The sequence below is a fragment of the Micromonospora sp. NBC_01405 genome (genome assembly GCF_045040155.1).
Lineage (GTDB): Bacteria > Actinomycetota > Actinomycetes > Mycobacteriales > Micromonosporaceae > Micromonospora.
In genome coordinates, this window is the sequence record NZ_CP109532.1 from 4,040,414 (window position 1) to 4,054,165 (window position 13,752).

13 protein-coding genes are annotated in these 13,752 nt (G+C 71.3%); 5 read left to right on the forward strand and 8 right to left on the reverse strand.

Features of this window, described 5'->3' with window-relative positions; all coding sequences use genetic code 11:
• Nucleotides 1–37: 37 nt before the first annotated feature.
• A complete protein-coding gene (locus tag OG559_RS17515) occupies nt 38–763 on the reverse strand; it encodes a class F sortase (RefSeq protein WP_405105095.1) in 726 nt (241 codons plus the stop codon).
• Nucleotide 764: 1 nt separating this feature from the next.
• On the reverse strand, nt 765–1,931 hold the full coding sequence (locus tag OG559_RS17520) for a hypothetical protein (RefSeq protein ID WP_405105097.1): 1,167 nt from the start codon (nt 1,929–1,931) through the stop codon (nt 765–767).
• Nucleotides 1,932–2,520: 589 nt separating this feature from the next.
• Here OG559_RS17520 and OG559_RS17525 point away from each other — a divergent pair.
• Entirely contained in the window at nt 2,521–4,293 is a 1,773-nt protein-coding gene (locus OG559_RS17525) for a glycoside hydrolase family 6 protein (protein WP_405105099.1), read from the forward strand.
• A 135-nt stretch (nt 4,294–4,428) separates the two neighbouring features.
• On the opposite strand, the gene OG559_RS17530 is transcribed toward OG559_RS17525, so the two are convergent.
• The 4 genes from OG559_RS17530 to OG559_RS17545 form a co-directional block, all read right to left on the reverse strand.
• On the reverse strand, nt 4,429–4,797 hold the full coding sequence (locus OG559_RS17530) for a hypothetical protein (RefSeq protein WP_350884507.1): 369 nt from the start codon (nt 4,795–4,797) through the stop codon (nt 4,429–4,431).
• A gap of 263 nt (nt 4,798–5,060) precedes the next feature.
• Nucleotides 5,061–6,263 carry a helix-turn-helix domain-containing protein gene (locus tag OG559_RS17535; RefSeq protein ID WP_405105101.1) on the reverse strand — a complete coding sequence of 401 codons (1,203 nt, stop codon included), beginning with the start codon at nt 6,261–6,263 and terminating at the stop codon, nt 5,061–5,063.
• On the reverse strand, nt 6,250–6,423 hold the full coding sequence (locus OG559_RS17540; protein ID WP_405105103.1) for a hypothetical protein: 174 nt from the start codon (nt 6,421–6,423) through the stop codon (nt 6,250–6,252). The genes OG559_RS17535 and OG559_RS17540 overlap by 14 nt, the downstream gene beginning before the upstream one ends.
• Before the next feature lie 180 nt (nt 6,424–6,603).
• On the reverse strand, nt 6,604–7,800 hold the full coding sequence (locus OG559_RS17545; RefSeq protein ID WP_405105105.1) for a helix-turn-helix domain-containing protein: 1,197 nt from the start codon (nt 7,798–7,800) through the stop codon (nt 6,604–6,606).
• A 416-nt stretch (nt 7,801–8,216) separates the two neighbouring features.
• On the opposite strand from OG559_RS17545, the gene OG559_RS17550 reads away from it, so the two are divergent.
• Nucleotides 8,217–8,975 carry a class I SAM-dependent methyltransferase gene (locus OG559_RS17550; protein ID WP_405105107.1) on the forward strand — a complete coding sequence of 253 codons (759 nt, stop codon included), beginning with the start codon at nt 8,217–8,219 and terminating at the stop codon, nt 8,973–8,975.
• Nucleotides 8,976–9,123: 148 nt separating this feature from the next.
• Entirely contained in the window at nt 9,124–9,714 is a 591-nt protein-coding gene (locus tag OG559_RS17555; RefSeq protein WP_405105109.1) for a DinB family protein, read from the forward strand.
• Nucleotides 9,715–9,819: 105 nt separating this feature from the next.
• Here OG559_RS17555 and OG559_RS17560 read toward each other — a convergent pair whose 3' ends face one another.
• Both OG559_RS17560 and OG559_RS17565 read right to left on the reverse strand, forming a co-directional pair.
• Nucleotides 9,820–10,863 carry a hypothetical protein gene (locus OG559_RS17560; RefSeq protein ID WP_405105111.1) on the reverse strand — a complete coding sequence of 348 codons (1,044 nt, stop codon included), beginning with the start codon at nt 10,861–10,863 and terminating at the stop codon, nt 9,820–9,822.
• A gap of 11 nt (nt 10,864–10,874) precedes the next feature.
• Complete coding sequence (locus tag OG559_RS17565) at nt 10,875–11,534, reverse strand: hypothetical protein (RefSeq protein ID WP_405105113.1); 660 nt, start codon at nt 11,532–11,534, stop codon at nt 10,875–10,877.
• A 219-nt stretch (nt 11,535–11,753) separates the two neighbouring features.
• Between OG559_RS17565 and OG559_RS17570 the strand changes: the two genes are divergently transcribed.
• Both OG559_RS17570 and OG559_RS17575 read left to right on the forward strand, forming a co-directional pair.
• The gene (locus OG559_RS17570; RefSeq protein WP_405105115.1) at nt 11,754–12,191 is read left to right on the forward strand and encodes a Fur family transcriptional regulator; all 438 of its coding nucleotides are present in this window, start codon (nt 11,754–11,756) and stop codon (nt 12,189–12,191) included.
• Nucleotides 12,188–13,678, forward strand: a complete 1,491-nt coding sequence (locus OG559_RS17575) for a catalase (protein ID WP_405105117.1) — start codon at nt 12,188–12,190, stop codon at nt 13,676–13,678. Before OG559_RS17570 ends, OG559_RS17575 begins: the two co-directional genes overlap by 4 nt.
• Nucleotides 13,679–13,752: the final 74 nt, after the last annotated feature.

The window sequence follows — 13,752 nt, forward strand, 5'->3', positions numbered from 1 at the left end:
GCCGTGGCGCGTCCCGGGGGCCGCCCGTCCCCACTTCTCAGCCGGTCATCGTCGCGAAGACGACGACGTTGTCCAGGTAGCTGCCCGCGTTCTTGTCGAACTGCCCGCCGCAGGTGACGACCCGCAGGCCGGCCCGGTCGTTCGGGCCGTACACCAGCTCGGTGGGAAAGGCCTTCTTCGGGTACGACTTCACCTCGTCGACGGTGAAGGCGGCCTGGCTGCCGTCGTCCCGCGACACCGTGATGGCGTCGCCCGGCTGGAGCGCGCCGAGTGAGAAGAAGACGGCGGGACCGCCGACCTTCGCCGAGTCGACGTGCCCGACGACCACCGCGTTGCCGATCTCGCCGGGGCTCGGCCCCGGGGAGTACCAGCCCGCGCTCAGGGCCTGCTCCAGCGACGGAACCTGGACGGTGCCGTCGGGGTTGGTGCCCAGCATCATGATCGGGGCGTCGACCCCGATCCGGGGAATGGCGATGGTGGTCGGCGTGGCCCGGCCCAGCCCGGCCGCCGGCTGTCCCTCGCCGGCCGACCCGGTGTCGGGATCGGTGGGCTGGTCGACTCCGTTCCCGCTGGGGCCGGCGGTGGCGCGGCCGTCCGCGCCGGCCTGGGACAGCGGCTGAGGTGGGCGAAGCGCGGGCTCGGGCGTGCCGCGCAGCGAGGCGCCCACCAGTCCGGCGCCGACCATCGCGAGCGTGACGACGACGGCCGCACCGGCGGCACGCCACGGTCTCCCGTGGCGGCCGCCGGCCGGTGTCGCCGTCACGTCAGACGAGGGACCCATTGACCCGACGCCGCCGCATCAGCACGATGCCGCCGAGCGCCGCGGCGCCCACCATGCCCGCCCCGGTGGTGGCCATCCCGCGATTGGTGCCGGTGGTCGCGCCGCCGTCACCGCCGTCGACGTGGCCACGCGGGAGCACGACCAGCTCCCCCTCGCCGCAGGAGCCGTGCAGCTTGTGGCGGCCCGGCTTGGCGTCCTCGGAAACCTCGGCCTCGCCGAAGTAGACGAAGTCCTTCTTGTGCTCCCAGGACCGCTCGTCCTCGCCGCGCCCGGAGTCCTTGCCGTGCTCGGAGTCGTTGCCGCGCCCGGAGTCCTTGCCGTACTCGGAGTCGTTGCCGCGCCCGGAGTCCTTGCCGTGCTCCGAGTCGTTGCCGCGGCCGGAGTCCTTGCCGTACTCGGAGTCGTTGCCGCGGCCCGAGTCCTTGCCGCGGCCCGAGTCCTTGCCGTAGCCGGAGCCCTCGTCGGACCGGTCCTTCCCGGACTCCTTGCCGTGGTCCTTCTCGGCCTTCTGGCCCTGCTCGTAGCCGCCCCAGTCCTGCTCGCCGTACGGGTCGGCGGTGCCGCCGCCCTTGCCACCCTGCTCCCCGCCGGGCTTGCCGTTGTCCTTGCCCTGCTCCCCGCCGGGCTTGCCGTGCTCCCCGCCCTGCTCGTCGCCGGGCTTGCCCTGCTCCCCGCCCGGCTTGCCGTCGTCCTTGCCCTGCTCCCCACCGGGCTTGCCGTGCTCGCCGTCGTCCTTGCCCTGCTCGTCGCCGGGCTTGACGTGCTCGCCGTTGTCCTTGCCGTCGTCCTTGCCCTGCTCGTCGCCGTGCTTGACGTGCTCCCCGTTGTCCTTGCCGTCGTCCTTGCCGTGGTCCTCGCCCGGCTTGCCCCCGTCCTCGCCGTGCTGGCCGCGGTCGTCCTCGGCCGAGTGCAGCTTGACCTTGCCGGTGACCTTGGACCAGACGAAGGCGTCCCTCTGGGGCTCCGAGCAGATCTCCAGGAGCTCGACCTTGTCGCCCGCCTTGACGACGTGCGGCTTGGCGTAGACCTTGCCGTCGCGGGACTCGCCGTCGTGGCCATCCGCGAACGCGATCCCTGGCGTGAACACCAGCAGGGAGGCCCCCCCGAGGGCGGCACCCGCAACGACCTTCCCGAGCATCTTGTTTGCCATGACCTGCGTCACTCCATCCCTGTTCGTCCTGAGCCCGACGTCAGCCGAGCTACTCAAGACGTTAGACCGGTTCGCGAGCTATAAGAGGAAAGATTCATCTTTTACAGTTTCCTTGGCATTCGGGTGGAAGGTCCGACAAGCGCACCTCGTCGGCTCGCGTCGGGCGTTACAGACCCGGGGAAGGGTTACAACCCCGCTGCGCGGGACGCACCCTTTCGGGGGACGGGGGTGCCTCGCCCCGGGCTGTCTGCAGCGGTGTCATCACGCCGTACTGCTCCGGGCGTCCTGTTGGGCCGGTCGAACAAGCATCGAACCATTGCCATGGAAGCGCTCCCATGTAAGAATTTCCCTCACGCGGTACGGGGAGCCACACCGCACAAGGCAGACGTCGAGGGCACCGGTCCCACCGGACGCCGTCCGCCGCCCGACCGGTCGTTTCCCGTCCGGTCGCGCACCACCACCAAAAACCGCCCGTCCGGGTCGGGCACCCCCGAAAATTCCCCCCGTGGCGCCGCCGATCGTCCGTGCAGGACGTCGGGCGCCGTTCCGCCGGGCCGCGAGTCCGGTCACGCCCAAGGAGATCTGTGCCATGAGTATGAGGAAGAGACTGTCCGGCCACCGCCGGGCGCTCGCACTGTCCGGTGCGGGTGTCCTGGTCGCCGCCGGCCTGGTGACCCTCCCGGTCACCGCGGCCCAGGCCGCGACCCAGTGCAGCGTCGACTACACCACCAACGACTGGGCCGGCGGATTCACCGCCAGCGTCACCATCAAGAACCTGGGTGACGCGGTCAGCTCCTGGAACCTCGGGTTCACCTTCCCGAACAGCAGCCAGCGCGTGCAGCAGGGCTGGTCGGCCAAGTGGAGCCAGGCCGGGCAGAACGTGACCGCCGCGAACGAGTCGTACAACGGTTCGATCGCCAGTGGCGGCAGCGTGAGCATCGGTTTCAACGGCGCGTGGAGCGGCAGCAACCCGAAGCCCACCTCGTTCACCCTGAACGGCGTGGTCTGCAACGGCAGCACTCCCCCCACCACGCCGCCCCCGACCACGCCCCCGCCGACCACGCCGCCCCCGACCACGCCTCCGCCGACGACGCCCCCGCCGGGGGAGAAGGTGGACAACCCCTACCTGAACGCCAAGGGGTACGTGAACCCGGAGTGGAAGGCCAAGGCCGAGTCGGTGGCCGGCGGCAACCGGGTGTCGAACAACCCGACCGCCGTCTGGATCGACCGGATCGCCGCGATCAACGGCACGCCGGACAGCACCTCCAACGGTGCGATGGGCGTTCGTGCCCACCTGGACGAGGCGCTGAGGCAGGGTGCCAAGTACATCCAGTTCGTGGTCTACAACCTGCCCGGCCGGGACTGCGCCGCGCTCGCCTCCAACGGTGAGCTGGGCCCGAACGACCTGCCCCGGTACAAGGCCGAGTACATCGACCCGATCGCCGCGATCCAGGGTGACGCGAAGTACGCCAGCCTGCGGATCATCAACATCATCGAGATCGACTCGCTGCCGAACCTGGTGACCAACACCTCCGGCAACCCGGGCGGCACCGCGATGTGCGACACCGTCAAGGCCAACGGCGCGTACGTCAACGGCGTCGGGTACGCCCTGGCGAAGCTGGGCGCGCTCGGCAACGTCTACAACTACATCGACGCCGCGCACCACGGCTGGATCGGCTGGGACAGCAACTTCGGCCCGACCGCCGACCAGCTCAAGGCCGCCGCCGTCGCCTCGGGCAGCACCGTGAACAACGTGCACGGCTTCATCGTCAACACGGCCAACTACTCGGCGCTGCGTGAGCCGTACGTCAAGATCACCGACAACGTGAACGGCACGTCGGTCCGGCAGTCGAAGTGGATCGACTGGAACTTCTACACCGACGAGCTCTCGTTCGCCCAGGCGTTCCGCACCAAGCTGGTCTCGGTCGGCTTCAACAGCAACATCGGCATGCTGATCGACACCTCCCGCAACGGCTGGGGCGGCACCGCCCGGCCGACCGGCCCGGGCGCACTGACCAGCGTCGACACCTACGTCAACGGTGGCCGGGTCGACCGGCGGATCCACGCCGGCAACTGGTGCAACCAGTCCGGCGCGGGCCTCGGCGAGCGTCCCAAGGCCGCTCCGGAGTCCGGCATCGACGCCTACGTCTGGGTGAAGCCCCCGGGTGAGTCGGACGGCTCCAGCAAGGCGATCCCGAACAACGAGGGCAAGGGCTTCGACCGGATGTGCGACCCGACCTACACCGGTAACGCCCGCAACGGCAACAGCATGAGCGGCGCCCTGCCGGACGCCCCGATCTCGGGTGCCTGGTTCTCGGCGCAGTTCGCCCAGCTCATGCAGAACGCCTACCCGGCGCTCTGACGCTCCACCAGGCACGCCTGCCCGCCGCTGGCGAGGAGTGAGGCACTCTCAGCGGCAGGTTCCCCCGGCCCCTGGTCCGACCGTCCACCGGTCGGGCCAGGGGCCCCCGCCGTGCCCGGGGCGGGGCGGGCGGGGTCAGGGCACGGTCTTCTCCACCGCAGCCTGGCCCTGCTCGGCAAGGTCGCGGCGGGCCCGCTCGACGTTCTTCGGCGTCAGGTCCTGGCCCCGGGCCCGCACCAGGTCCTCCGGCTCCCACTGCTGCTCCGCGCCGGTGCGGATGTTGTCCCCGCCGGCCCCCGTGCCCGCGCCGTGCGGGTCGCCGAGCAGGTCCTCGGTCGAGCCGGCGCCCTCCGGGACGTCCCCCGGACCGCCGAAGGACGGAGTGTCCCGGTCGGCCCCGCCACCGGTCGCCAACTGCCGCACCGTGCTCTCGTCGTCCACCGCCGCGGCCACCTCGGGGCTCTCCTCCAGCGGTCGCCCGGCGTTCCGGTCGCGCTTCGTCATCCTGCCGCCCTCCTGTCCCCAGGTGTTGCCTGATCCCCCCGGCGTACCCCCCAGCGCCCCGGACATGCCGACGGGGTTTCGCCGCGGTATGTCTTCGGCTGCGCGCAGGACGTTGCGGGCGGCGGTCGCCACCGGACAGCCCGGGGTCCGGCAGAGCGGGCAGCGGCCGTCGGGGTCGGGCCGGTGGGCGCGGAGGATCGCTCGGGCGGTGAGGATCAACCGGTTGCGGATCTGCGCCAGGGACAGGAACGGCGCGGTCATCCTCAGGTCACCCGGAGGGCGACGGCGAGCGCAATGATCGTGGCCGGGGCGTGCGGGTCGCGCGCCACCCGGGCGACCACGTCCCGCGCGGCCGGGCGGTGCCGTAGCTCGGCCGGCGCGGTGCGTTCGGCGGCGATCAGGACGCGGCCGGCGTTGGCCGGGTCGTCGGCCTGGAGGTAGGCGCGGGCGGCGTCGACCAGGTGCGCGGCGCGGTGTTCGGCGGGCAGCCACCGCCAGGCGTCCCGCTCGGTGGTCTTCTCGTGCCAGGCGACCGCCTCGCTCGCGTCGCCGAGTTCGAGGGCCGCGACGACCCGGGCCAGGTCGACCGCTGTCGGCCCGAACCCGGTCCGGTGATGGTCGTGGCCGTCCCCGACCCGCACCGCCATGCCTGCGGCCTCGCCGATCAGCTCGGCGGTGGCGTGGTCGTCGCCGTGGCGGGCAGCCGCCAGGGCGGCCTGCACGAGCAACGTCCCGCACAACGACAACTCCGCCGGCCGGGCGTCGTCGGGGTCGGGCGGGGCGATCCGGTACGCGGCGGCCAGCGCCGTCGACATGGCCGCCCGCGCCCGCCCCGAGGCGCGTAGCACCTGGCCGAGCTGCACGGCTGCGGCGGCCACCAGCACCGGCTCGCCGGTCGCAGTGGCCATCGCCCGGTCGGCGGCCAGCCACGCCAGGTCGGCCTCGCCGAGCTTCACCAGCAGCGACGCGGTCACCCGGTACACCTCGACCAGCAGAGCGCGGCCCGGCCCCGGGTCGTCGGCGTGGCAGCGCTGCGCCTCGGCCAACACGGCCGGCACCAGCGCGATCACCTGTGGATACCGGGCGTGCTGGAAGGCGGTCCAGGCGTGCGCGACCTCCCGCGCCAGCCGATCGGCCGGCATTGCGGGCCCGCGTGTCGCCGGCCGGCCCAGGGCGATGTCGTACGTCGAAAGGGCCGCCTGGATCCGGTCCACGCCCTCGGCGCACCGGGTCACGTCGGCGGGCCGGGCGTCCCGGCCGAGCAGTACGGCCGTGTCGATCCGCAGGACGGCGGCGATGGCCTGGAGGGTCGACACCTTGTCGAGGGCGCGGACGCCGCGCTCGACCTTGTCCACCCAACTCTTCGATTTGCCGAGCCGGTCGGCGAACACCTGCTGCGACAGCTTCCGCCGAGCCCGCCAGTACGCCACCCGCCGACCGACCGGCAGCCGGTCACCGCTGTCCACGACGCCACCGCCGATCCGGCACCGCCCGGGTCGTCTCCTCGACCGGTATCCGATCTGCCTCGGCCTGCGCGAGGATCCGCTGCCTGGCCGCCTCCCGCTCCGCCTGCTCGACCTGCTCGCCACGGCTCTGTGCCGGCTCGTGCTGCATACCGTCCTCCACCTGCGTCCTCCCGAAGAGGCGTGGCGGCGGTGCTCTTGGAAGGACCGACCACCGCCGCGCCAGTTGAGGGGCGCGGTTCGTGGCAGAACCGGTACTGACAGCAAATGTCGATCGCGCCCGTAACTGCACGTTACGAGCGCTGATCAGGCATGACGGTGATGGTTTGTACCTCTGCGACTACTACCAGTTAATGCCCATTGCGAGCGCCAGCTCTCGGGCGTCCTCGCCGGTCGTACCGCGGCGGCCCGCCAGTTCCAGCGTGGCTGCTCGCGCGAAGGGGCTGTACCGGATGGTGTCCGCGCTCTCGCGGAGGCCTCGCCCGAGCAGGTGCACGGCGGCGATCTCCTCGCGACGCGCCAGATGCGCCCGGGCCGCATCGATCAGGGCCGCAGCGCGACGAGTCCGCGATGGCAGCGCCAGGTAGTCGATGATGGCCGCGCGGCGGATAGCCTCGCCCGGCCGGCACAGGTCCGACTCTATCGTTGCTGCGGAAACCGCACAGACGGTCTCTCCGAACATCAACCATGGATGCACGTAGCCGCTGCCGAGTCGTCTGGTGACCTCCTCGGCAAGGTCCCAGGCCCGCCACGCCTGTCCAGCCCGGCCGGCCTTGCTGCGCCCGAGTGCCACCCCCAGGTGCAGTTGTCCCCAGCGGGCAAGCGGGTCAACGCCAGCGTCGGGGTCGAGGACGGCCAGCGCCTCCATCAGCACCTGCTCCGCCTCTTCGATCAGGTTCGACGAGCGGTACACGTGGGCGTAGTACCAAGCGGCGGCGGCGATGGCGCCCGGGTCGTCAGCTTCCTGCGCGGCGGCCATGGCACGGTCGGCCGCCAGCCACACCAACTCGGGGTGTGGCTGGTGGGCAAGGTACAACTGGGCGAGGTGGTAGACGCGGGCCAACTCGACCAGGGCGTGTCGCCGTTCGACACCTTCCAGTCGCCAGGCGCTACGGCGCGCGTCGTTGAGCAGACCGGGCAGCACCCCGGCAATGGCGGTCCGCTCCGTGGAGGATTCATGCCAGATACGCCACGCCTGGTCAACCAGACTGGTCAACGTCTCTACCGAGGTCGGGTCGCCGGCCGGGACGGCGGGGCGCTGCATGACAGCGGCGATCCGGCTGATGTCGGGGTGCCCGGCCTTCGTGACCGAAGCGACCGGAAGAGACTGTTCGCCGGTCAGGTCGGCCAAATCGGAGATACCGAGCACTTCGGCGAGACGAAGCAGCATCGGCAGTCGAGGGACGAGGAGGCGACCCGCTTCCAGGGCCTTCACCCACTCGCCGCTGCGTCCGACCAGTCCGCCGAGGACAGCTCTCGTCTTGCCGGCTCGCTCGCGGTGGGCACGTAGGCGGGAACCAAACGTCTCGGCATCGCTCATGGCGTCGCTCCCCAGGTGGCGGGCTCGGCGGCGGCACCGCCGCCGCTACCGGGACGGGCCACCACTTCGGACGGTACACCGGCCGAGTACGTCGCGGTAACGCAGAGCGTTCAAGAGATGACCTTTTGATGCGACTGCTGTCGGCGTCGCCACCGAACGCATGGCACCGGTCACTGTGCTGGTCTTTCGGATTCGCTGAACGGCCAAGCTCGGCCTTTCCGCTGTCCACGATGGCCCTGGTTCGACGAACACCGCACTTCCCGTTCTCAGCGCACCGGCAGTCGGACGTGATGGAGCCGTCTGGACGACACGCTCCCGCCGCTGCCGCTTCAACTTCCTGGCGCGACGCCGCGTATCGTCCCGATGTATCGGTTCGATACATCGGACAGTTGGGTCCGACTGACGAGGGAGCGGCGATGAGGCTGGTCGATTACGACAGGGAGCAGTACCAGAACTACACGCGCGGCCGCGCGCTCACCGAGCAGCAGTTGGGGGCATGGATGAGCGCCTTCGCAGCCGCGCTACCCGAGCGGCGTCCGCTGGTGGGGCTGGACGTCGGGTCAGGGACCGGCAGGTTCACCCCCGCGCTGGCGCGAGCGTTCGGGACGGTGACCGGGATCGAGCCGTCGGCCCGCATGCGCGAGGTGGCGCAGGCGCAGTCCCAGCATCCCGGCGTGCAATACCTGGCAGGCTCCGCCGAGGACATGCCGGTGCCGTCCGGCAGCGCCGACTACGCGCTCATGTTCTTGTCCTGGCACCATGTCCAGGACAAGCCCCGGGCGGCCCGGGAACTGGCCAGGGTGCTCAGGCCGGCCGGGCGGCTACTGCTGCGCGGAAACTTCAGCGACCATCATCCCGAGCCGTGGTGGCTGGACCACTTCCCTCGCGGTCTTGAGGTGGACACCGCGCTGTTCCAGCCGCTGCACGAGGTCATCGCGATGTTCACGGCGGCCGGTTGGCGCGTTACCGGATTCGGCATGGTCACCCCCGCGTCCGATGGCACTCGCGCCGACGTGCTCGAACGGCTGCGCCTGCGTACTCTCTCGTTCTTCGCCCGGCTCAGCCCCGACGAGGCGGAGGCCGGTCTCCGCAGCATCGAGGCGGCCGTGTCCGCCGATCCCGGCGCGCCATCGCCCGCGCTGTCCGAGCCGCTGCTCACACTCGAACGGCGCTAACGCCCGTGTACGCCGTGCGCGCCGGGGCGTGACCGGCCGAAGGCCCAACGCGCGCCCCGGCGCTGAGGATGCCGACCGCTGCAGCCGGGCGCTGATCTTGCAGACGACACTCCGCTGGTGGCTCGGCGCATGAGGAAGACTGGCGGGCATGGCTGACCTGGGCGATGCGAAGGCTGCGCTGCACCACTACCTCCAAGCGACTCGCGGGGACCTGATCTGGAAGCTCGACGGGCTGAGCGAACGCGAAGCCAGACTGCCCCGCACCGCGACCGGCAACAACTTTCTGGGAATCCTCAAGCATTGCCTCAATGTCGAAGCCGGCTACTTCGGGCCTACCTTCGGGCGCGAATTCCCGACGCCTGAGGAACTGGTCCCCATGCAGGCATTCGAGGAGGATCCGCAGGCGGACTGGTACGCGCGGGAGGAAGAGACGAAGGATGGGCTGATCGACCTGTATCGCCGTGTCGGGGTGTTCGCGGATCAGACGATCGAACAGCTACCGCTCGACGCGCCGGGGCGGGTGCCGTGGTGGCGGCCAGGTGGACAGGCCGTGACGCTGCAAAGGATCATCATCCACGTGACCAGCGACCTCGCTCGTCACGCGGGTCACGCCGACATCATGCGCGAGCAGCACGACACGGCGATCGGCCTGCGGCGGGAGAACACCAACATCCCCGACGACTACGACTGGCCGGCGTACGTCACCAAGCTGACGAAGCTGGCTGACCGCTTCGGATAACCGCCCGGCCCCGTCCGAGATCCGGACGGGTGGGTTCCCGGACGCGCCGCACGCCCCGGCCGTCGTTGGCCGGGGCGTGCGGATAGGTAGCGTCGAAAAGGGCGGTCAGCGGCCGAGTACCCGGTCCAGGAAGTCGCGGTACCGGCGTACCGCGATCCGCAGCTGTTCGGTGTCGTCGCCGGTCTGCTGCCAGTCGCCCAGCTTGTTCTTCTGCTCGGCGAGCGCGGCGGCGAGCGCCTGGATGGCCTCGTCCACCAGTGACTGGGCCTGCCCGGCGGCGGCCTTCGGGTCGTCGACGAAGCGGAGCTGGACGTCGCGCCAGCGGTCCCGGAAGGCCTGGGCGGCGTCCGGCTCGAAGAGGTCGGTGGCGTCCTCGTGCATCGCGCCGCCCGTCGGTCGGGCCGTGGCCGCGCCGAGGGCTGCGTCCGGGGCGGCGGCGTCCGGGTCGGTCATGCCCGGTTCGGGCCGGCCGTACCCGCTGCCGCCGGCGACCACCGCGTCCTCGCGGCTGCGGTCCGCCCCGTGGTGCTCGTCAGCCCGGTCGGCCTCGGCGTCTCCCGGGTGCCGGTCGCCCGGGTGTCGCGCGTCGTCGGGCCCGTCGGCCGCCTCGGCTGCCGCCCAGCGGTCCCGGTCGTGCAGCCGGTCCCCGGCGGTCGGGTCGGCGCGCTCGGCGTCGAACGCGTCGGTGCGTCCCGGTGCGCCGTCGCCCGGCTGGGCGGTGTCCTCGCCGCGCGGGTCCCGCTCGTCTTCCGGACGGCCGCTGGCCATGGCCGAGGCGGCCACCGCGTCGCCCACCGTGGTCGCCCCGAACGCGGTGGGCAGGGGTGCCGGCTCGTGGAACTCGGGAGCCCGGTCGGGGTCGGCGTCCCGCACGTCGTACGGGCGGGTGTCGTCCAGGTCGTCGGCGTCCCGGCGGCGCTCGCCCTGCCGGTCCGCCCCGTGCTCGTCGCCCCGCTCCCCGGTTACGGCCGGGTCGTCGAAGGTGCCCCGCTCGTCGAGTACGTCCTCGGGCAGGTCGACCCGGCCGTCGGCGTCGCGGTCGCGGTGGTGGCCGGCCTCGGCGGGCCGGTCGCCCGAGGGCGGGACCGGCACCGGCGCGGACCGGACGGCCTCCGGGTGGTCGCTGCTGGTCTGCTGCTCCTGGCGCATCGTGGCTCTCCTCAACGGCTCGTGGCGTCGTGCGGACGGTCGGCGGGCGTGGCATCGGCCCGCTGCTCGGGCGTGGCGTCCGGCTGGTGCCCGGGCACGTGTTCCGGCTGGTGCTGCTCCGGCGTGTGGCTGCCCACCGGGTCCTCGCCGAGCAGGTCGGCGAAGAGCGCCCGGTAGTGGACGACGGCCTGCCGCAGTTCCTCGGTGCCCGCCTCGCCGCGCTCGTTGCGCAGCCGGATCTCGTGCGCGTCCCGGTAGTGCGACAGCGTCCGGGCGTGCTCGACCGACAGGTGGGCGGCCCGGTCGTCGAACTCGCCGGTCGGGTAGCCGCGCTCGGCGACGAGCCGGCCGACCAGTTCGTCGGCGTCGCTCACCGTCTCGGCGGGGGAGTCGACGAAGCGGATCTGGAGCTCCTCCCACGCGGCGGCGTAGCGGGCCCGGGACTCGGGCGTGAGTGGGGTGAGGGTCAGCTCGGCGTGCCGGCGTTCCCGGTCCCGCAGCTCCCGCTCTGCGGCCGACCGGTTGTCCTGCTCCGCGACCACCCGGTCGTACTCGGGCCCGAACCGGGACCGCAGCGCGCGGCGGCGGGCGGCCTGCCGGAGCACGACGGCCAGCGCCGCGACGACCACCAGCACGACAAGAACTATGACGATTACCTGCGTGGGCGACATGGCTCCTCCTTCGTCCCTCTGGTATTCCCTCTGGCCACTGATCGCCAATCCCGATCCGGGGGAATTTCCTGGGTGATCACGGGTATCGGGACGAGGCACGGGCGGTTCCGGGCGCGCTGCGCCTCGGCGTCCGGTTCCCGGGCAGCGGGATGACCCGGCCCACAGGACCGTTCCCGGCGAAAACTTGACTGGTTCCAGAAAAGGAGCCAGGGTGGGGTGATGCCGGTCGAGTCAGACGCCGAACGCCTCCGGGCGGCCGGGCTGCGCGTCACGCAGCCCCGCCTAGCGGTGCTCGCGACGGTGCGCGGTCGGCCCCACCTGGACGCCGACACGATCACCCGCCTCGCCCGGGGCCACCTCGGGCGGCTCTCCGGTCAGGCGGTCTACGACGTCCTGCACGCCCTGACCGGGGCGGGCCTGCTGCGCCGGTTCGTCCCGGCCGGTGGTCCCGCGCGGTACGAGATGCGCGGGGCGGATCACGACCACCTGATCTGCCGGGAGTGCGGCGTGATCAGCGACACCGGCCGGAGCCCCGAACCGGGGCCCTGCCTCGACCCCTCGACGGCGGCCACCTTCGCGGTGGAGTTCGCCGAGGTCACGTACTGGGGGCGCTGCCCCGACTGCCAGCAGCGACACCTATCCGGAGGAGAGCTATGAGCGACCCGCAGGCCAGCAAGCCGATCCTGACGACCCGCCAGGGCCACCCCGTGCACAACAACCAGCAGCAGCGGACGGTCGGCTCGCGCGGCCCGGCCACGCTGGAGAACTACCACTTCCTGGAGAAGATCAGCCACTTCGACCGGGAGCGCATCCCGGAGCGGGTGGTGCACGCCCGCGGGTTCGTCGCGCACGGCGAGTTCGAGGCGTACGGGACGATCGGCGACGAGCCGGCGTCGAAGTACACCCGGGCCAAGCTGTTCCAGACCAAGGGCAAGAAGACCCCGCTCACCATCCGGTTCTCCACCGTCATCGGCGGCCGGGACTCCTCCGAGGCGGCCCGCGACCCGCGCGGCTTCGCGGTGAAGTTCCGCACCGAGGACGGCAACTGGGACATGGTGGGCAACAACCTCCAGGTCTTCTTCATCCGGGACGCGATCAAGTTCCCCGACGTGATCCACTCGCTGAAGCCGGACCCGGTGACCTTCCGCCAGGAGCCGAACCGGATCTTCGACTTCATGTCGAACACGCCCGAGTCGATGCACATGCTGACCTGGCTCTTCTCGCCGTACGGCATCCCGAAGAACTACCGGACCATGCGCGGATCCGGGGTCAACACCTACCGCTTCGTCAACGCCGAGGGCGAGGGCGTGCTGGTCAAGTTCCACTGGATGACCCAGCAGGGCGAGCACAACCTGACCGAGGCGCAGGCCGCCGAGATCCAGGCCGGCGAGCTGGGCCACGCCTCGAAGGACCTCTACGAGGCCATCGAGCGCGGCGAGTACCCGCAGTGGGAGCTCAACGTCCAGGTCATGAGCGACGACGAGCACCCCGAGCTGGACTTCGACCCGCTGGACGACACCAAGATCTGGCCGGAGGAGGACTTCCCGTACCTCCCGGTCGGGATGATGACGCTCAACCGCAACATCACCGACCACCACAACGAGAACGAGCAGATCGCCTTCGGCACCGGCGTACTGGTCGACGGGATCGACTTCTCCGACGACAAGATGCTGATCGGCCGGACGTTCTCCTACTCGGACACCCAGCGCTACCGGGTCGGCCCGAACTACCTCCAGCTGCCGGTCAACCGGCCGCGCGAGGACGTTCAGGTCAGCACCAACCAGGGTGGTGGCCAGATGTCGTACGGGGTGGACAACCGGGGCGGCAACCCGCACATCAACTTCGAGCCGTCCTCGGTGGCGGGCCTCAACGAGGCCGACGAGTCCTACCGGGAGTACCGCCCGTTCGTCTCGGGCCAGATCATGCGGGCCCCGATCGAGCGGCAGAACAACTACTCCCAGGCCGGCCGCCGCTACCGCGAGATGGCCGACTGGGAGCGCGACGACCTGGTCCTCAACCTCACCAACCTGCTGGCCCAGTGCGACAAGCACATCCAGGAGAAGATGGTGTGGCACTTCAGCCAGTGCGACGAGAACTACGGCCGGCGGATCGCCGAGGGTCTCGGCATCTCCGTCAACGCCTGACGCGCGCCGGCCGAACCCCGCATCTGGTCGAACGGGCCGGGTGGACACCGACAACCGCCCGACCCCACCGGCTG